Raw genomic sequence first — 18,570 nt, 5'->3', positions numbered from 1 at the left:
ACGACACACGGCTCCTCAGCCTGCCCACCACCAGCCACAGAAAGCGAAACGGCCCACCGACTCCGTCGGCGGACCGTCACGAAAGATCGAGGCTAAGCGGTCGGACAGCGCGCGGTAAACGCGGTCTCGCATCCACCGGGAGTCCCGTTTGCGAAAACTGAGGAAGATGCGCGGCACAATTGCCCCCTGTCTGGTGAGCCTTGACATCAGGGATCATGCTCACCATAGGGGTGGAGTACAACGCTTGATGGCTATTCGGCGGGGATTGAATAGCGGCCGCAACGCTCCGTACGCTGGCTGGCATGGACCCGGGGGACAGCGCGGCAGAGACGGTTGCGGCAGGAAGACCGCCCAGCACTCGTCTGCCGCCGGGCGACTTCGGCGTCGTCCTGGCCACGCTCCGGGCACGTCGGGGCTGGAGCGTACGCGAGTTCGCCCGGCGTGCGAACGTGTCCGAAGGGCAGATCTGCAATCTGGAGAGCGGGGTGCGCAACCCGACGCCCGCTGTGGCGTCGGCATGCGACGCGGCCTTCGGCACCGGCGGGGAACTCCTCGAGCTGGCCGGGGCGGGCCGCCGCGGCGCCCGGGCCGAGGATGTCGTCGAGGCCGGCCCCGTGGTCGCCGGTTACGAGCGGGTCCTGCGGGAGCTGAAGGACATCGGCAGATCCGTCGGACCGAGGTTCGTCACCGCTTCGATGAAGTCGATCACGCGGATCCTGACGGACGCCGGTCCGCACGCCGTTGGCGAGCAGCGTGCCGAGATCTGGCTGCTGGCCTCGAGGTTCGCCGAATACACGGGGTGGATGGCTCAAGAGGCGGGAAATCCCGCGGAGGCGTTGCGCTGGACGAATCTCGCGGTCCGCTGGGGCGCACACGGCGGGGACGAAACGGTGGCCGCGTATGCCCTGGTCCGCAAGGCGTTCATCGCCCAGCACCGCGGTGACACCGATGCGGCGATCGGATTCGCTGACCAGGCGGCCGGGCACCCGGCGGCCAACCCGGTGATCCGTGCGCACGCCGCGCGGCGCGCGGCTCAGGGGCATGCTCGCCGTGGCGATGCGGGGGCCTGCCGGGAGGCACTGGAGCGGTTCAGGAGCCACGCCGCCGAGGTCATCGGCGACCGGCCGCCCCCTCACTGGGGCCCGCGCATCGAGAACGGCAACCCTCGGCTCATCGAGGCGTCCTGCATGCTCGGCCTCCGTCGCTTCGAGCCGGCCGCCGACCTTTTCGCCGCCGAGCTCCGGCACCGGCCGGCCGTCCCGGCGGACAGCAACTCCCAGGCCCGCTTCGCGGTTCGGCAGGCGACGGCCCTGGCCGGTATGGGCCGCCTCGACGACGCCTGTCAGATCGTCGAGGCCACGCTGCCCGTGATCAAACGCATCGACTCGGCCACCGTCCGCGCGGAGCTGAGCCGTTTCGTGGAACAGGCCCGGACCCGGAGAGCCGGCCCGGGCCAGCTCGCCCTCATCGACGCATCGGCCGCCCTCGCGATCGGCTGACAGTACGGACAGGTCTACAGGACCTGCTCAGGTGGGTATCGGCGTAGGTCTGTTGCGGTGACAGATGAGGCAGGCGCCGTTCCGGGCCGCGAGGAGCAACTGCTGTCCGCGGCGGTGCTGGTCACAGACAGGTCCCCCCTCCAGCTACAGGACGTCCACGACGAGATAGCCGTCGATTCGGCGTAGGTGCTCGCTGACGGGATCGGACGGGAGCGCGTGGCCGAGGTCGCCCGCGCGGACCTCACCGATCCACTGGTCGTGCTGGTACTCGTGGTTGATGAGCACGGTGAGCAAGTGGGCGGCAACGACGGTGAGTTGAGCAGGGGCGCCTACCCGGCCGGCGGCGATGTCCCCGATCCGGGCATGCACGCGCTCCGCGACGGTCTCACGGAACTCGATGAGCCGTTTGACCGTGGGCAGGGTGCCACGGAACTTCTCCGGGTTCGCCGAGTCCATCAGGGCGTCCAGCTCCGGGTCCGGGCTGGGCTCGGCCGCGGTGAGGTTGCGGATCATGAAGTGGGCGACGTGGGCCTGGTGGCCCAGGTGCCAGCCGATGGCGCTGGAGTCCTCGTGCGGGCGCCAGGTCACCTCGTCCGGGGTGAGGTCCTTCCACAGGTCGTCGGTGTAGGCACGGGCACGGTCGTATTCGCGCAGCAGCGCGTCTACCTGGAGCATGGGTTCGCCTCGTCTGTGGTCAGGGGCGCCGTGACCGCTCGCTCTGCGGCGGCGAGGGCGCCTTCGATGTGCCCGGAGTACTGGGCGGCCGTCTCGGTCGAGGCCCAGTGCAGCCTGCCGTCGAGCGCGGGCCGTTGGTAGAGGGCGTGGCCGAACAGGGAGTGGTCGGCCAGGTGGTGGACGGCGGGCGGCGCGGTCCACCGCTCGCCGCTCCAGTCCTGGATGTGGAGCGTCTCGGGCTCGGCGGCGGCCGGGCCGAAGAGCTGGGCCAGCTGGGCGGTCACCGCCTGCTCGAAGCCGGGTCCGACGGCCCGCGCCGCCGCGAAGCCGAACAGTGCGGCGGGCCGCCCGCCGGGACCCGACATGTCGTGCAGCTCCTGCAGCGGGCCCGTTCTGCTGACCGCCGCGCCGGCGAGCCCCGCCGCCCGCCAGAAGGCGGCGGGATAGCGGGCTACGACCTTGGCGACCGCCCCCATCCACACCGGGGTCGTCCGGGCAAGGCGGACCAGCTCCGGCGACAGCTCCGGGCCGAAGTCGATGCACGCGAGGGCCAACGCGGGGGGTACGGCCACCACGGCCTGCTCGGCGTGCAGCAACGAGCTCGGCGTACGGATTTCGAGGCCGCCGGTGACGCGGGGGTGAATCGCGCCGACGGGACTGTTCAGTCGTACGACGTCGGTGGGCAGTTCGGCCGCGAGGGCGCGGGCGAGGGTGTCTGCGCCCGGTGCGAAGCGGCGGGCGGGGGCGTCGATGAGGTTGCCCTGCAGCCGTCGTACGCCGGTGGTGTCCTGGACGAGTGTGTCCCCCTCGAGATGCTGCTCGAAGGTGGCGACGCCGAGCCTCGCGGCGAGATCCGCGACGCGCCGCTCCCCGTCCCAGAACCAGGTGGCCCCCAGATCGAGGGCTCCGGGCGGGGCGGCCGTGCTGAGCAGGCGCCCGCCGACGCGCTCGCGGGCCTCCAGGCACACGGTGTCGCGCCCGGCGGCGACCAGCGCGGCGGTCGCGGCCAGTCCGGCGATCCCGGCACCGACCACGACGACGTCGTGGCTGTCATGGCTGTCATGGCCGTGATCCTGATCCATGTTCTCTCCCCTTCGGCGGCGGTTACGCGCCGCCGGTGGTGAGGACCATCCGGAAGCGGGCCTTGCCCTCCTGCTGGGTGGCGAGCGCCTGCCGCGCCTGCTCCAGCGGAACGGTCTGTACGTGGGGGCGGACGCCGGTGGCGACCGCGAAACGCATGGCCTGTTCGGTGTCGGCGGGGCTGCCGGTCAGATGCCCGGTGACGCTGCGCGCCCCCATCACCAGCTTGGCCAGGGGGAGTTGAGGGGGTGAACCGTCGAAGCCGACGACGGTGAGCCGCCCGTGCGGGGCGAGCCCGTCCACCAGTTCCGCGAGCGGCTCGCTGCTGGAGGCCGTGGACAGGATCAGCCGCGCCCCGCCCAACTTCCGCAGCGCCGCTCCGGGTTCCTGCCGCTCGGTGTCGATGTAGTGCCGCGCGCCCAGTTCCCCGGCGAGCTTCCGCTTCTGCTCGCCTCGGCCGATCGCCACTGTCTCGAATCCCATGGCCGCGGCGAACCGCACCGCCAGATGCCCCAGGCCGCCGATCCCCAGAACGGCGACCAGGTCGCCCGGCCCGGCGCCGGAGTGCCGCAGGGCGTTGAAGGTGGTGACGCCGGCGCACCCGAACGGCGCGGCCTCCGCCGCGGACAGGCCCTCGGGGATGCGGGAGGGAGTGGCGGCGGGAACCGTGATCGTGCTCGACCAGCCGCCCGCATACGACATGCCCGGGATCCTCCGCTCCGGGCAGTGCACGACATCGCCGGCCCGACAGGCGGAGCAGTGCCCGCAGCTGCCGCCGAACCAGCCGACGGTCACCCGCTCCCCCACCTCCCATCCCTGTACCTGAGGGCCCAGCTCGGCGATCACACCGGCGACCTCGTGGCCCGGGGTGACCGGGAAACCGGTCGCCGGAGCGGGGTTGCGGACCGTACCGATGTCGGCGCCGCAGATGCCGGTCGCCTGCACGTCGATCCGCACCTCGCCGGTCCCGGGTGCCCTCTCCCGCACCGGGACGACCTCTACGGCAGCTCCGGGCTTCGCCACCTGTGCGGCCCTGTGAACAGGGTTGGCGTCTTGGGACAAGAAAATCCCTCCTCGAAATACGTGAGATACGTGGAATCCTTGAAATGGAAAAGCCTGCGCATGTCCACGGAATGCGTCGCGCGTGACTCCGTTCTGCACCGTAGGGCGTCCCGGACCAGCCCGGTAGAGGATCATGGTGAATGGGGGTATAACGAGCAGCTATAGCCCACGAGGGGAAGCAGCATGAACATCGAAGGGCTGCGCTACGCCCGCGCCGTCTCCACGACGAAGTCGTTCAGCGCGGCCGCCAGGGCCTACGGCGTCACTCAGCCCGCCCTGTCCAACGGCATCGCGCGGCTGGAGCAGGAGCTCGGCGTGACGCTGTTCGAACGCTCGCCACGCGGGGTGCGGCCGACCGCGGACGGCACCCGGATCCTGCCCATGATCGACCAGGCCCTGGACGCCCTGGACTCCCTCGTCGCCGAGGCCCGCAGGCTGGCCCAGCCTGCTCCCGACACGATCCGCATGGGCGTGTCCCCGCTGATCGGAGCCGACCTCGTCGCCCGGGCCTTCGACGCGGCCCGGAGCCTGGACCGGCCGCTCGGGCTGGTCCTGCGCGAGGCGGATCTCACACACCTCCGCGAGGACCTCGAGGCAGGGCTCCTGGACGTCCTCCTCGTGCCGGCCGTGCAGGCCATGCCCACCTTCCGGCATCGCGTCATCGCCCGCGAACCGGTCGTCGTGATCGACCCGGCGGGATCCCGTGCCGGGGGGCCGGTCGAGCTGCAGGCCGCGGCCGACGCCGCCTACATCCTCGTACCGGACAGCTGCGGACTGACCACCTTCACCACCGAACTGTTCCGCAGCCACGATCTGGCGCTGCGCACCTACCCCGGCGAGGCCTCCAACTACCGTGTGCTGGACGAGTGGGCGCGAATGGGTGTGGGCGCCGCGCTGCTGCCCCAGTCCAAGATCACTCAAGACCACGGCAGCTCCCGTCCCCTCGTGCGGGCCGGGACTCCCGTGGAGATCGCCTACGAGGCCGTCTGGGACAACGGCAGCGCTCTCGCAGCCGACCTGGAGGACTTCGTCACGGCCCTCACCCGGCTTTCCGGCGAAGACACCGGTGATTGACAGAGGTTATGCCTCCACTACCCTGGCGCCTCCCAAGTGGATTCATTCGCAGGAATTCCCGTCGAAGCCCATGCATGTCCGGGTTCACGGGACAGTCCGAGAAAGGCACAGCACCATGACGAGCGTGGACGTCTCCGTTCTCGACGACCCGGTGGGCGAGTCGCTGCGCGGGCACCACGCGGGTCTCGCCCGTCAACTCGGCCGGGCCGTCACGTACTTGCCGGACGTCGCGACCTTCTCGACGGTGTTCCCCGCTGCGGACGCGGCGCAGTCGGAGGACTCGGCGCACTGGGACGATCTCGCCCGGCTGCTCGGCCGAGGCGCGTTCGCCGACCTGTTCAGCTGCGCGGCGGTCCCGCCCCCGGACTGGGAGCCGGTCTTCGTCCTCGAAGGTCGGCAGATGATCTGGAGCGGTGAGCGATCCGGTCCGGCCGGTACCGACGGCGTGGTCGAACTGGGTTCGGCGGACGTGCCCGAGATGCTCGACCTCGTCGCCCGGACCCGGCCGGGGCCGTTCGGGCCGCGAACGCACGAACTCGGCACCTACCTCGGCATTCGCGCCGACGGCCGGCTGGTGGCCATGGCGGGCGAAAGGCTCCGGCCCCCGGGCTGGACCGAGATCAGCGCCGTATGCACGGCCCCCGAGGCACGCGGGCAGGGCCACGCCGCCCGCCTGGTGAGCGCCGTCGCATCACGCGTCCTGGCCCGGGACGAGCGCCCCTTCCTGCATGTGGCCGAGACGAACACCGCGGCGATCGCCCTGTACGAACGGCTCGGCTTCGAGAGCCGCAGGCGCGTGACCTTTCGCGGGTTCCGTACTCCGTAAGACGGGTTCCGTACTCCGCAGGAGGCGTACAGGACCCCGGTCGGCCCGGCCATCCCGTGCTCGGTCCGGGCCCGAGTGGGCCCGGTCTCCTCATCGGGACGGTCCGTGTGCCGACGCGGGCGTCGACGCACTTCCGGTTCAGACCGTCTTGACCGTGCCGCCGTCGATGACGTAGTTGACGCCGGTGATGTTGCCTGCCACGTCGGAGAGGAGGAACGCGATCAGCGCCGCCACTTCCTCGGCTGCGGCCATACGGCCGGTCGAGACGTTCTGGTCCGTCACCATCCGCTGGGTGAACTCGGCAAGTGTCATGCCGGAAGCGGCGGCCCACTGGGCGACCTGGCCGTTGGGGTCCTGGTAGACGGAGGTGCTGACCAAGCCGGGGGAAATGGTGTTCACGCGTACGCCCCGGGGTCCGAACTCCTCGGCCAGGGACTTGCCGAGCGCGGTGAGCGCCGCCTTGGCCGAGCTCATGGCGACCGGGAAACCCCCGGGCATCAGGGCGAGAATGGACGAGATGTTGACGATCGCTCCCCGCCGCTCGATCAGGCTGGGCAGGGCCGCACGCGTTGCACGGACCGTGCTGAGCACGTTGATGTCGAACAGGCTGTTCCACTCGGTGTCATCGACATCGAGGAAGCCGACGGTTGCCCTGTCTCCGCCTCCCACGTTGTTCACCAGCAGGTCTATGCCGCCCAACTCGGCGAGGGCGCTGTCGAAAAGGACGGAGACTCCTTCCGCGGTGCTCAGGTCGGCCGACACCGCGTGCGCGCCGGTTTCCTTCAGTTCGGGCGTGATGGTGCGGGCGGCACCGACGACACGGACGCCTTCGCCGATCAGGGTCCGCACGGTGGCAAGTCCGATGCCCCTGCTGGCGCCGGTGACGACGGCTGTCTTGTCGGTGAGGTCGAGGTTCATGGCACACAGCACGCCCTGATCGGCCTCGTCGAGGAGCAGGACCTTTCCCAGATCAGCGTCGCCGACGTGGTCGACCGGGCCGAGGTGAACCGCTCGACGTTCTACGCCCACTACCGGGACGTGCACGAACTGGCCGAGGCCGCCTGCACCTCGATGATCGACGACCTCATCGGGGTCGTCGTCGCTCTCGACCCCGCCGCGCCGAAACCGTCGGGTCCACCCGAGGACCCCGACCCCACGCTGACGGCGTTCTTCGCCCACTTCGCCGAGCACGCCGGTCTCTACCGCAGTCTTCTGGGACCGACGGGAAGCGCCCGCGTCATCGAACACGTACGCCTGCGCACCACCGCGGCCGCCCACTCCTACGGATGCGCCCCGGACGACGCCCCACCGCCCGACGCCATGGACCCGGCCGGCATTCCGCACGACGTGCCCGCGGCATTCGTGGCCGGCGCCCTCATCGGCGTGGCCACCGACTGGCTGCAACGCGGATGCCCGGTCACACCCGCCGAGATGACCACCCGGACCAAGCCACTCCTGCAGATCCTGGCAACCGGCACTCGCCGGCCCTGACAACGGACGATCCGGGCGCCCATGACACCGGGCACTTCGGCACACCGGGCACTCCGGCTTCGATCACCGCCTCGCGTGTGCCGTCACGGCGTCCTGCCACCGCCCTCCAGAATGCGCTCGATGCGATCGAAACGCTCGTGCACCGCATGTGCCATCTCTGCGTACGTCTGCTCCACCGCTTGCTCCGCATGGCGCACGCGGTGGCGCCGGCGTTCGTCGTCCCGGCCCACGAACCAAGTGGCCAGGGCCGCGGTGACCATCCCGTAAGCGGTGATTCCGACGACCATCACCACCGCCGCGATCAGTCGCCCCCACAGTGTCACCGGATAGAAGTCGCCGTACCCGACCGTCGTCGCGGTCTCCAACGACCACCACAGAGCCCGCGGATACGTGGTCAGGCGTGCACCCGGCGCGCCGCGCTCGGCGGCCACGACGAGACTCGAACCCACCAGGATCACGACCGCGAGGACGACCGTCGCGGCTCCGGCCGCCTTGAAATGCAGCGAACGCCCCTGACGGCCCAGCAGCAGCTCGACCGCCCGGGCCAGGAAACCGGGAATCATACGCCGCATCCTGCTCCACTCCCCGGCCCGGCCCCGCGGGAACGCGCCGCGCGGGCAGCAACCCCGACCCGAACAGCGGCCCCCGGTCGAACGGAACAGCAGTTGAGGTCCGGTCAGCTTCGGGGGCGGTGCCAAGAGCTGTCCCGTAGCCCGCTGTTCGCCGCCTGGCGTGACCGACGGCTGACCCACTCAGGACGGTACGGTCACGCGTCGAACTCGTGATCACGGGTCTCCGGCAGAGCCAGCAGGCACAGCAGGCTCAGCAGGCAGAGTCCGCCGGTGTAGAAGCCGAGGACGAGCGGTGACTCCCACTGGCTGTTCAACCAGGTGGCGATCAGAGGGGCGAAGCCGCCGCCGAGGGTGTTCGCGAGGATGAAGGCCGCGGAGGCTCCCGTGTAGCGCAGTCGGGCGGGGAAGAGTTCCGGGAGGAAGGCCGCCACCGGGGAGAACATCAGGGCGAGCAGCATGAGTCCGACCGTGTAGGCGCCGGTGATGACCCAGGGGTCGCGGGAACTCAGCGAGGCGTACATGGGTACGGCCCAGACCACGCAGCCGACGGCTCCGGCCAGCATCACCGGTCGCCGGCCGATCCGGTCGGCCAGCCTGGCGGCCGGGAGGGTGACGGCCATTCCGGCCGCCGCGCCGACGCTCGCGGCGGTCAGCATCGTGTTCTGCGGGATACCGAGTTCCTTCGGCCCGTACGAGAGGCTGTAGACGATCGTCAGGTAGTAGACGGCCGAGCCGCCGAGCGCGGCGCCGATGCCGAGCAGCAGCCGGCCGGGGTACCGGGCCAGGAGCGTGCCGAGCGGGAAACGGGACGTCGACGCGGGCTCCTGTGCCCGCGCCCTGGTCTGCGGCGTGAAATGCGGTGACTCGGAGACTGTCGTACGCACCCACAGACCGACCACGACGAGCACGGCGCTGAGCAGGAACGGGATCCGCCAGGCCCAGTCGGTGAAGCCGTCCCGGCCGGCGATGTCCAACGTGGGCAGGATGACCGCGCTGGACAACAGGAAGCCGAGGGAGGGGCCGATGTTCGGGATGGACGCGTACAGTGCGCGGCGTCCGGGCGGCGCGTGCTCCGCGGCGAGCAGTACCGCACCGCCCCACTCTCCGCCCATGCTCACGCCCTGTAGCAGACGGAGCGTCACGAGCAGTACGGGAGCGAGGAGTCCGGCGGTCTCGTAGGTGGGGAGCAGTCCTACGCCGACCGTCGCCACGCCCATCAGCAGGAGGGAGGCGACCAGGGCCCGGCGGCGGCCGAGGCGGTCGCCGATCGTCCCGAACAGGGCGACGCCGAGGGGGCGGGCCACGAAGGCCGCGGCGAACGTGAGGAACGCGGCCAGGGAGGAGACGGTCGCGTTGCCGGAGGGAAAGAAGGCGGGTCCGAGGACGAGCGCGCTGGCGGTGCCGTACACAGCGAAGTCGTAGTACTCGATCGTCGTACCGACCAGGCTCGCCGCGGCGACCCGCGGCGCCTTGGTCGGGCCGGGACCGGGCGTCGAGCGCGGGGACGAGACGATCACGGGCGCGGCAGGGGACGGTAATTCGGGCATGGGGAATCCATTCCGACGGGGAGTGGAAGGCACCCTAGGCCCGGAAATTGAATTCGACAAGGAAACAGCGTCGTTCGAGAAATCGGACAAAGGATTCGCCTATTTACACGCGTTACCAATGATGAAATGCCCGATGCGGTTATGAGTTCGGACAGACCGACCCAATAGTGAGAAGTGCCCCTGAACCGCCCCCCTTTGAGGCGTCAACCCCCTGCCCCCTGTCAACTCGCTGTCAATATTCATGCCGAACTTCGCAAGAATATTTGATCGTGGTCACGTCTTGCCAACGCCTGATCACGCGCGGAATGCTGACCTCCAGGAGAACTTGAAAGTTCTATGACCATCGATTTTCAGACATTGGAAGGACCTACGGACCGGGAAAGGCGTATTACCCATGCTGAAAACCGGCAAGTTATTTCGCTTGAGACGACTTTCGCTGGCCGGAGACGGCCGACATCTCCTCGTGCCGCTCGACCACAGCGTTTCGGACGGCCCGATCGTCCCGGCCGACCAGTGGGACGACCTGTTGCGCGCACTGGTGGACGGCGGGGCCGACGGGATCATCGTCCACAAGGGACGGGCCCGCGCCTTCGCGCCGGACATCCTCAGGAGCTGCGCACTGGTGGTGCACCTGAGCGCCAGTACCGGCCACTCCGGCGACGTCCACGCCAAGGTGCTGGTCGCCGATGTCGAGGAGGCACTGCGGCTCGGTGCGGACGCGGTGAGTGTCCACGTCAACATCGGCTCGGACACCGAGGCCCAGCAGCTCGCCGATCTGGGGGCGGTGGCCCGTTCCTGCGACGCCTGGGGCATGCCGCTGATCGCGATGGTCTACCCGCGCGGCCCCCGCATCGAGGACCCGCGCGACCCGGCCCTGCTCGCCCATCTGGCCAATGTGGCCGCGGACCTGGGCGCGGACATGGTGAAGACCTCCGTCGCACTGCCGTGGGAGCGGATGGCGGAGGTGGTGGCGGGCAGCCCCATCCCGATCCTCGCGGCCGGCGGTCCGCCGGACGGTTCCGATCTCGTCGAGTACGGCACCGCGGTGATGGCCGCCGGCTGCCGGGGGCTGGCCGTCGGCCGCCGGATCTTCTCGGCTCCGTCCCCCGGTGCGCTGGTGTCCCGGCTGGCCTCCGTCGTGCACGGGCGGGCCCCTGACACCAGCGGCGCCACCGGCATGAGCACGAGTTCCCGCACGGGTTCCCCCACCGACTACTCGACGATCGTGGCAGGTGTCGCATGAGGTTCGCATGGATCGATCTCCGTGAAGTCCCCCGACAGCAGATCCAGGCGGTCGTGGACGCGGCCGTGCACGCCCGGATGGCAGGCGTGGTCTCCGCCGACGCGGAGCTGCTCGCCACCCTGCCGCCGACGGTCACCCGGGTGCTGATGCCCCAGCACCCCGCCGCGAGGAAGACCGCCACCGACAAGGACACACGGGACAAGGCGGCCAAGGAGTCCTCGAAGGAGACCAGGCCCGGCACCGGATACGACGTCCTGCTGCGGAAGTTCACCACCCGGGACGAGCTGGACGCCCTCGCCGCGGACCACCGCGCCGGCGCCGCCTCCACCCCCGTCGCCGGCTTCGTCGACGTACGGGACGACCGCACCCTCCAGCTGTCCTGCACGGGCGCCATGGCACTGCCGTACACCGTCATCCACTTCGCCGACCCGACCAAGATCCCGCTGGAGATCGTGCTCGCCGCGGCCGAGTCGGCCGAGGGCAAGCTGGTGACCGTCGTCGACGGCCTTGAGGAGGCGGCGATCGTCTTCGACGTGCTGGAGCGCGGCTCGGACGGCATCCTGTTCACGCCCCGCGGCGCCGACGACGTGTTCGCCCTGGCGCGGCTGCTCCAGGCCACCACACCCCAGCTGGAGTTGTCCACGCTGACCGTGGAGAGCATCCGGCACGTCGGGCTCGGCGACCGGGTCTGCGTGGACACCTGCTCGCACTTCGAGGAGGACGAGGGCATCCTCGTCGGCTCCTACTCCTCCGGGTTCGTGCTGTGCTGCTCCGAGACCCATCCGCTGCCGTACATGCCGACCAGGCCGTTCCGGGTCAACGCCGGTGCCCTGCACTCGTACACGCTCGGCCCCGACAACCGCACCAACTACCTCAGCGAGGTCGGCTCCGGCACTCCCCTGCTGGCGGTCGGCGCCGACGGGCGCACCCGGCGGGTGGTCGTCGGCCGCGCCAAGCTGGAGTCCCGGCCGCTGCTGGAGATCCGCACGCATGCCGAGGACGGACAGCTGGTCAGCCTGACCGTGCAGGACGACTGGCATGTACGGGTGCTCGGCCCCGGCGGCAAGGTCCTCAACGTCACCGAACTCCAGACGGGTGACGAGCTGCTCGGCTACCTGGCCACGGACAAGCGCCATGTGGGCCTGCCCATCGGCGAGTTCTGCAAGGAGGTCTGAGGCCGCATGAGCGAACTCGAGCTCACGGCGGACCTCGCGGCAGACCCGGCGACGGGCGGCCGCGACGACGGGATGAGATCCCTCGTACGGAGCCTCCTCGACGCGCAGGGCGATGAGCTGCCCTTCCTGACGCATCGTCAAGACACGGTCACCCGGGGCGAGTTACGGGACAGGGTGGCCAGACAGGCCGCCGTCTTCGCCGGATACGGCATCGGTACGGGCAGCACCGTCGGCCTGCGCACCCCGCCCAGCTTCACCCAGGTCGAAGTACTGCTCGCGCTGTGGCGGCTGGGCGCCCAGGTGCTGCTCTTCGACTTCCGGCTCAAACCGGCCGAGGTCGCCGCGCTCCGCACGACCTGCCGACCGCAGTTCATGGTCAGCGCGGGCACCAACGTCCAGGCCACGTTCGGCTTCCGGGCCGAGTACGAGGTCGTCACCGAACGCCAGGCCGGCGGCCGGGCGGCCGGCACCGACCACCGGCTCGTCCAGTTCAGCTCGGGCTCCACCGGGAGGCCGAAAGTGATCGGCAGGACCGCCCGGTCGCTCGCCTCCGAGGTGGACCGGTTCACCCGCGTGCCCGGCATGCCGGGCACGGGCGACCGGCTGCTGCTGCTCAGCTCCACGGCCCACAGCTTCGGTCTGATCGCCGGACTGCTGCACTCGCTGACCGCCGGTGTCTCCGTGGTCTTCGCGCCCCGGATCTCCGCCCGCGACATCCTGCGGACCGCCGTGGAACACAGGATCACCGCCCTGTTCGGGGTGCCGATGCACTACGAACTGCTCGGCGCCGCCATCGACGCCCCCGCGCTGCCCGAGCTGCGCGTCGCGGTGTCGGGCGGCGAGCTGATGCCCCCACAGGTCGCGGCGCGGTTCGCCGAACGCTACGGGCTCGCGGTCGGCGAGGCCTACGGGACCACCGAGACCGGAGTGGTCGCCATGGACGCCGGCGGCACGCTGCGGCCATCGGTCGGCCCGACCGCACCGGGGGTGGTGGTACGGGAACACCGGGGCGAACTCGACGTCGCCCTCGACGAGTCGCCGTACCTCTTCGACTCCGGCGGCACCCAGTACGCGGACGGCTGGCTGCACACCCGGGACCGGGCCACGGTGGACGGCTCCGGGACGGTTCTGGTGCACGGCCGCGCCGACTGCCTCGTCGTGATCGGCGGCCTGAAGGTGGACCTCCTGGAGGTCGAGAACGTACTCCGCGAGCATCCGGCGGTCGAGCAGGCGGTCCTGGTCCACGAGGACGTGACCGAGGCGTACGTCACGACGGCCGTCGGGGTCGCGCAGCCGACCGCGGAGGAACTGCTGCGCTGGTGCCGGGCGCGCCTGGCCGACTACAAGCTGCCGCGGGTGATCCGGGTGCTGGAGTCCCTGCCCCGCACGTCCAACGGGAAGCTGCTGCGCCAGGCGGCGGCACTGCGCGCGGCCGGGTGAGCCCCCACGCGGCGCAGCCGCGGATGTCACCGCCTCGTGCCTTCTGGGCGCTCGACGCGCTCGGCCCCCACCGACTTCGTTCACTGGAGATAGCGATCATGAGTACGCCGCCCCTGGAAGACGAGATCCGCGAGTTCGTCCTGACCGCGGTCATCGACGAGATGAACGTCCTGCTGAGCCGCGACGGCATCACGGACGAGAGCCCGGTGACCGTCGGCGGGCTGGAAGTCGACTCGCTGAGCCTGATCGAGCTGGCCCTGCGACTGGAGTCGCGGTTCGGCGTGGAGATACCGGACACCGACATCGAGCCCCTGGCCTCCCTCACCCTCGGCGGACTCGTCACCGAGGTGGTCCGTCGCGGTGCGAAGGCATGAGCACGGGAACCTTCACCACCGACCTGGTCCGGGACCTGCTGTCCGACCGGAAGATCTTCCCGGGACTGCCCGACGACCTCGGCGAGGACGCCGAACTGGTCCTGGACTCCCTGGGGTTGGTATGGCTGCTGCACGTGCTCGAGGAACGGCACGGCCTGGTCGTGGAGCCCAGCGACGAGGACATCGCCGGGCTCACCTCACTGCGGCGGCTCACCGACTACCTGCGTGCCGCCGAGGGAGGTGGACGCGATGAGCGGTGAGGTCACGGTGACCGGGTTCGGGGTACGCAGCGCGTTCGGCGCCGGCGCCGACGTCCTGCGGCGCGGGGTCTTCGCGGGACTCCCCGCGTTCGCGCCCACCACGAGGTTCGACACCGGCCCGTACCGCACCCCGATGGCGGCCGCCGCGCCCGACGGCCCCGACGCGGTCGAGGACTGGGCGCTGCGCCACGCGCTCGACCGGTGCGGCACGGAGGCCCTCGACATGGCGGGCCTGGGCCCCGGCACTCGGGCCGCGGTCCTGCTCGGCGTCGCGGGCGACCACACGAGCGTCACGCGCTACTGGCGCGACGCCGCCGAGGGCGGCGCCGGCACGGGGGCCGGCGAAGTCGCGGGGACGGTCGCGGGCGCGGCCGACGGGCGGGCCGCCGATGCCGTACCCGCCCGGCTGGCCGAACTGCTCGCCGCGCGCCTGCGGTTGACCGGCCCCCGGCTGGCCTTCACCAACGCCTGTGTCGCCTCCGCCGCCGCGATCATCCACGCCTGCCGGCTGATCTCCTCCGGGCGGACCGACGTGGCGGTCTGTGCCGGGGGCTACCTGGTGGAGGAGGAGACCTTCGGCAAGTTCGACTCGGGGCGGGCACTGTCCCGGGACGGCACGGTGCGTGCGTTCAGCGCGGACCGCAGCGGGCTGCTGCTGGGCGACGGTGTGGCGGTCGTCGTGCTGGAGTCCGCCGAGCACACCCGGCGCCGGGGCGCCCGGCCGCTGGCGTCCGTGACGGGCTGGGGCGCGGCCACGGACGCCCACCACATCGCCCAGCCGCACCCCGAGGGCGCCGGGCTGGCTCGCGCGGCGCGGCAGGCGTTGCGGCTGGCCGGCGATCCCGAAGGGGCGGCCCTCGACTACGTCAACGCCCATGGCACCGGCACCAAGTACAACGACGGAGCCGAGACCCGCGGGCTGCGCGCCGCGTTCCCCGACCGGGCCGAGTCGATTCCGGTCAGCTCCACCAAGAGCACCACCGGCCACCTCCTGGAGGCGGCGGGCGTCGTGGAGTTCGTGATCACGCTGCTGGCCCTGACGGACGGCGTCCTGCCGCCGACCGCCGGGTTCACCGCGCCGGACCCGGAGTGCGACCTCGACTACGTGCCGAACCGGCCGCGCCCGGCCGATCTGCGCCGGGCCCTCACCGTCAACGCCGCCTTCGGGGGCGCCAACACCGCACTCGTCCTGGAGCGGCCGTGACGACGATGACGACGAGCGAGAAGACCGTGCCGCGCTCCCCCCTCGGCATCCTCGCCACCGCCACCGCCACCCACGGCACCGGGCGGGACGAGGACATCCCGCTGCCCAGGCTGCCCGGCTTCGTGGAGTCCGCGTTCAGCCCGCTGGCGTACGAGGTGAGCAGACAGTGCCTGACCGAGCGGCCCGGTGACGGCTCACGCACCGCCGTGGCACTGGCCGCGCTCCTGGGCGACACCACCACCGCCGACCTGGCCAGTCGGCGCATGGTCTCCGGCAAGGTGCACAACCCGCTGCTCTTCATGCAGGCCACGCCCAACTCCGTACTGGGCCACACCAGCCGGGAGTTCGGGATCACCGGGCAGATGTTCAGCGTCTCCACCCTCGACGACCCGGTGACCGAGCTGCTCGCCATGGCTGATCTCCTGCTGGAGGACCCGGAGCTGGACCGTGTCCTGGTGCTGGGCGTGGAGCTGGGCGGCGGCGAACGGCTGGCCGCCCTGTACCGGGAACTGACCGCCGACGGCGACGGCCCGGTTCAGGACCTCCCCGCGTCCGCCGGCCTGGCGGCCGCCGTACTGCTCGGCCGTCCCGGTGCCGGCGTACCCGTGACGGTCAGGTCCGCCGATCCGTCCGGCCCCTGGTCCGGCACCCCGGCCGGCGAGCGACCCGGCAGTGTCCAGGGCCTGTTCGACCTGGCCACCGCCCACCGAGAGCTGCTGCGGGACGGCGGCGGTCGGCTCCTGCCCGGCCCCGCCGCATTCGTCCTCACCGCCGAAACCGAAGCAAGGAACGAGACGAGTACCCATGCTCATCAGTAGGCAGGAGCGGGCGCTGATCTGCTCCGACACCGAACTCGGCGCCGGCAACATCCTGGAGCGCCTCAAGGCTTATGGCCGTCCGCTCGACGAGCCCGTGCTGCGGACGGACGCCACCTGGCGGGCACCCGACGGAAGCCGCCCCGAGGTGCTGACGCTCGGCGAGCTGTACGAGGCGGTCGAGACCTACGCGGGCTGGTACGCCGCGCACGGCGTGCGGCCCCGCGACCCGGTCGCCCTCCACTGCCACTCCAGCACCGGGTTCGCGGTGAACTTCCTGGCCCTGACGTCCCTCGGCGCGATCCCGTCGTTCGTCAACGGCAATCTGGCCCCGGACACGGCAGGGGCGTACATACAACGCCAGGGCGCGGTCGGCGCGTTCACGGACGACGCCCACCGGGAGGTGCTCAGGGACCGCGGCCTCGGCTTCCGCGTCACCGCCGAGGACATCCGGCCCGAGCACCGCGCGTCGCTGCCGCCGTCGTACCCCTACCGGCACGACCCGAGCGACCCCGTGCTCATCTCGCACTCCTCCGGCACCACCGGTGTGCCCAAGGGCGTGCCACACACCCACCGGACCCTGATGTACGCCCAGTTGCACCGGCTGCGCTACTCCACCGGGACCGACATGGAACGCACCCTGGTGGGGCTGCCCGGCGCGCACAACGCCATGGTGGCGACGTTGCTCTACTGTCTGCTGCTGCGCACCGACATCAAGCTCCTGTCCAGCCAGCGCGGCAGCGACGTGCTCGACGCCGTCGAGGAGTTCCGGCCGACCACCGTGCTGGCCTTCGCGGGGACCTTCGGTGAGATGGCCGCCGAGGACCTGACGAAGCGTGACCTGTCCAGCGTGCAGGTGTGGTTCAACACCGGGGACGCCGCGCACGAGGCGCACATCCGCGCCCTCGTGCGGCACGGCAGTCACCGGACGATCGACCGGGACCTGCGCCGCGTACGGGTGGACGGCTCGGTCTTCGTGGACGGACTCGGCTCGTCGGAGGCCGGCTACTCCGTGTTCCACAACCGGCACACCAAGGACACCGACGCCTACTCACGCCGCATCGGCAAGCCGATCAGCTTCGCCGAGGCCGCCGTACTCGCCGAGGACGGCACCCCGCTGCCGCCGGGACGGATCGGCCGCCTGGGCCTGAAGTCCCCGACGCTCACACCCGGTTACTGGAACGACTCGCTGACCTGGCACCGCATGCGGCTCGGCGGCTACTGGCTCACCGGGGACCTCGCCCACCGGGACGAGGACGGCAACTTCTACCACCTCGACCGGGCGCCGGACGCCATCCGCACCCGGGACGGCATCGTCTTCAGCACCCGCACCGAGGAACTGCTGCTGGCCGAGCTGCCCGGGCTGGCCGACTGCACGGTCGTCGGGGTCGCCCCGGACGGCGTACGGGCGGACTGGGACGGCGACGGGGAGGCCGACGCCTACGCGTTGCTCCAACTCGCCGACGAGAACGGCGAGGACAGCGGGCGCGGCGGGGACGGCGGGGACCTCGACGACGAGGCGTGGACCCGGCGCGTCAACTCGGTGCTGGCCGCGGCCGGCTTCCCCCCGGTGCACCGGGCCCTGCGGATGGAGCCCGGCGACGTGGCCAAGGGCGCCACCGGCAAGGTTCTCAAACGAGTGATGCGCGACAGGTTCGCCACCAAGGAGCGGCACGCATGAGCACGGACACGGACGCCGGCAAGGTCAACCACCGCGCGCAGACGGTGGAGGCGTACCGGCTGTGGTGGCAGCACGACGCCAACTGGTACCAGGGGGTGGCCGCGCGGTTCGGGCAGCAGGTCGCGAACGAGATCAACGCCGAGGCGTTGCGCAAGGTCGCCCTCCAGGTCGGACAGCGCGTCGGCCGCCTCGCCGGTCCGCTGCCCGACACCGGTGACAGCCGCAAGGACCTGGAGGAACTGCGCCTGCGCTACGACGACTGCGGTGACCGGATGTTCCCGCCGGAGTTGCGCAACGCCTCCACCGAGGTGGCGGCGGACGACCTGATCGTGCTCACCCTGAAGCGGAGCTTCGCGATCACCATGGTGCGGATGGCCGGTGCGCTGGACGGCTACCGGTGCCCGTGCACCGACGTCCACGCGGGCTGGTCGGAGGGGCTCGGCGTGACGCTGACGGAGAACCGGGCCGAGAGCTGTCTGCGGGACGGCGACAAGGCGTGCCGTCTGCTGATGCGGGTCGCCACCCCCCTCGCACCGGCCGTGGAGGGCTGAG

Annotated in this window: 19 protein-coding genes; 13 read left to right on the top strand and 6 right to left on the bottom strand. The window is 71.1% G+C overall.

Annotated features, from left to right (window positions below; translation table 11 throughout):
* Positions 1 to 302 precede the first annotated feature (302 nt).
* Positions 303 to 1,499, top strand: a complete 1,197-nt coding sequence (locus ACFU95_RS23340; RefSeq protein ID WP_383830807.1) for a multiprotein-bridging factor 1 family protein — start codon at positions 303 to 305, stop codon at positions 1,497 to 1,499.
* 144 nt (positions 1,500 to 1,643) lie between these two features.
* Here the strand turns inward: ACFU95_RS23340 and ACFU95_RS23335 are convergent, their stop codons facing one another.
* From ACFU95_RS23335 to ACFU95_RS23325, 3 genes are read right to left on the bottom strand one after another with little or no spacing between them, the layout of a single operon-like run.
* Positions 1,644 to 2,174: a DinB family protein gene (locus ACFU95_RS23335; protein WP_383830804.1), complete on the bottom strand. Its 531-nt coding sequence runs from the start codon at positions 2,172 to 2,174 to the stop codon at positions 1,644 to 1,646.
* A complete protein-coding gene (locus tag ACFU95_RS23330) occupies positions 2,162 to 3,256 on the bottom strand; it encodes a flavin monoamine oxidase family protein (protein WP_383830802.1) in 1,095 nt (364 codons plus the stop codon). Before ACFU95_RS23330 ends, ACFU95_RS23335 begins: the two co-directional genes overlap by 13 nt.
* A gap of 22 nt (positions 3,257 to 3,278) precedes the next feature.
* The gene (locus ACFU95_RS23325; RefSeq protein WP_383830799.1) at positions 3,279 to 4,277 is read right to left on the bottom strand and encodes an alcohol dehydrogenase catalytic domain-containing protein; all 999 of its coding nucleotides are present in this window, start codon (positions 4,275 to 4,277) and stop codon (positions 3,279 to 3,281) included.
* Between the two features lie 222 nt (positions 4,278 to 4,499).
* Between ACFU95_RS23325 and ACFU95_RS23320 the strand changes: the two genes are divergently transcribed.
* Positions 4,500 to 5,390, top strand: coding sequence for a LysR family transcriptional regulator (locus tag ACFU95_RS23320; RefSeq protein ID WP_383830796.1), 891 nt, complete (start codon positions 4,500 to 4,502; stop codon positions 5,388 to 5,390).
* Positions 5,391 to 5,505: 115 nt separating this feature from the next.
* On the top strand, positions 5,506 to 6,216 hold the full coding sequence (locus tag ACFU95_RS23315; RefSeq protein WP_383830793.1) for a GNAT family N-acetyltransferase: 711 nt from the start codon (positions 5,506 to 5,508) through the stop codon (positions 6,214 to 6,216).
* A 138-nt stretch (positions 6,217 to 6,354) separates the two neighbouring features.
* Here ACFU95_RS23315 and ACFU95_RS23310 read toward each other — a convergent pair whose 3' ends face one another.
* Positions 6,355 to 7,134 carry an oxidoreductase gene (locus ACFU95_RS23310; RefSeq protein WP_383830791.1) on the bottom strand — a complete coding sequence of 260 codons (780 nt, stop codon included), beginning with the start codon at positions 7,132 to 7,134 and terminating at the stop codon, positions 6,355 to 6,357.
* 66 nt (positions 7,135 to 7,200) lie between these two features.
* On the opposite strand from ACFU95_RS23310, the gene ACFU95_RS23305 reads away from it, so the two are divergent.
* The gene (locus ACFU95_RS23305) at positions 7,201 to 7,707 is read left to right on the top strand and encodes a TetR-like C-terminal domain-containing protein (RefSeq protein WP_383830788.1); all 507 of its coding nucleotides are present in this window, start codon (positions 7,201 to 7,203) and stop codon (positions 7,705 to 7,707) included.
* A gap of 83 nt (positions 7,708 to 7,790) precedes the next feature.
* Here ACFU95_RS23305 and ACFU95_RS23300 read toward each other — a convergent pair whose 3' ends face one another.
* Complete coding sequence (locus ACFU95_RS23300; RefSeq protein ID WP_383830785.1) at positions 7,791 to 8,270, bottom strand: potassium channel family protein; 480 nt, start codon at positions 8,268 to 8,270, stop codon at positions 7,791 to 7,793.
* A gap of 203 nt (positions 8,271 to 8,473) precedes the next feature.
* Positions 8,474 to 9,826: an MFS transporter gene (locus ACFU95_RS23295; RefSeq protein ID WP_383830783.1), complete on the bottom strand. Its 1,353-nt coding sequence runs from the start codon at positions 9,824 to 9,826 to the stop codon at positions 8,474 to 8,476.
* Between the two features lie 394 nt (positions 9,827 to 10,220).
* On the opposite strand from ACFU95_RS23295, the gene ACFU95_RS23290 reads away from it, so the two are divergent.
* From ACFU95_RS23290 to ACFU95_RS23250, 9 genes are all read left to right on the top strand, one after another.
* Entirely contained in the window at positions 10,221 to 11,069 is an 849-nt protein-coding gene (locus ACFU95_RS23290) for a 2-amino-3,7-dideoxy-D-threo-hept-6-ulosonate synthase (protein ID WP_383830780.1), read from the top strand.
* On the top strand, positions 11,066 to 12,244 hold the full coding sequence (locus ACFU95_RS23285) for a 3-dehydroquinate synthase II family protein (protein ID WP_383830777.1): 1,179 nt from the start codon (positions 11,066 to 11,068) through the stop codon (positions 12,242 to 12,244). The genes ACFU95_RS23290 and ACFU95_RS23285 overlap by 4 nt, the downstream gene beginning before the upstream one ends.
* A 6-nt stretch (positions 12,245 to 12,250) precedes the next feature.
* Positions 12,251 to 13,684: a class I adenylate-forming enzyme family protein gene (locus ACFU95_RS23280; protein ID WP_383830775.1), complete on the top strand. Its 1,434-nt coding sequence runs from the start codon at positions 12,251 to 12,253 to the stop codon at positions 13,682 to 13,684.
* 98 nt (positions 13,685 to 13,782) lie between these two features.
* Complete coding sequence (locus ACFU95_RS23275) at positions 13,783 to 14,058, top strand: acyl carrier protein (protein ID WP_383830772.1); 276 nt, start codon at positions 13,783 to 13,785, stop codon at positions 14,056 to 14,058.
* Entirely contained in the window at positions 14,055 to 14,318 is a 264-nt protein-coding gene (locus tag ACFU95_RS23270; RefSeq protein ID WP_383830769.1) for an acyl carrier protein, read from the top strand. Before ACFU95_RS23275 ends, ACFU95_RS23270 begins: the two co-directional genes overlap by 4 nt.
* The gene (locus ACFU95_RS23265; RefSeq protein ID WP_383830767.1) at positions 14,308 to 15,522 is read left to right on the top strand and encodes a beta-ketoacyl-[acyl-carrier-protein] synthase family protein; all 1,215 of its coding nucleotides are present in this window, start codon (positions 14,308 to 14,310) and stop codon (positions 15,520 to 15,522) included. Before ACFU95_RS23270 ends, ACFU95_RS23265 begins: the two co-directional genes overlap by 11 nt.
* Positions 15,523 to 15,527: 5 nt before the next feature.
* The gene (locus tag ACFU95_RS23260; protein WP_383830825.1) at positions 15,528 to 16,340 is read left to right on the top strand and encodes a hypothetical protein; all 813 of its coding nucleotides are present in this window, start codon (positions 15,528 to 15,530) and stop codon (positions 16,338 to 16,340) included.
* A complete protein-coding gene (locus ACFU95_RS23255) occupies positions 16,327 to 18,018 on the top strand; it encodes an AMP-binding protein (protein WP_383830764.1) in 1,692 nt (563 codons plus the stop codon). Before ACFU95_RS23260 ends, ACFU95_RS23255 begins: the two co-directional genes overlap by 14 nt.
* Complete coding sequence (locus ACFU95_RS23250) at positions 18,015 to 18,569, top strand: hypothetical protein (RefSeq protein WP_383830761.1); 555 nt, start codon at positions 18,015 to 18,017, stop codon at positions 18,567 to 18,569. The genes ACFU95_RS23255 and ACFU95_RS23250 overlap by 4 nt, the downstream gene beginning before the upstream one ends.
* The last annotated feature ends 1 nt before the right edge of the window (position 18,570 follow it).

The sequence above is a fragment of the Streptomyces sp. NPDC057623 genome (genome assembly GCF_042800355.1).
In the GTDB taxonomy this organism is placed as follows: Bacteria; Actinomycetota; Actinomycetes; order Streptomycetales; family Streptomycetaceae; genus Streptomyces.
This window is presented reverse-complemented; position numbering and strand designations above follow the sequence as displayed.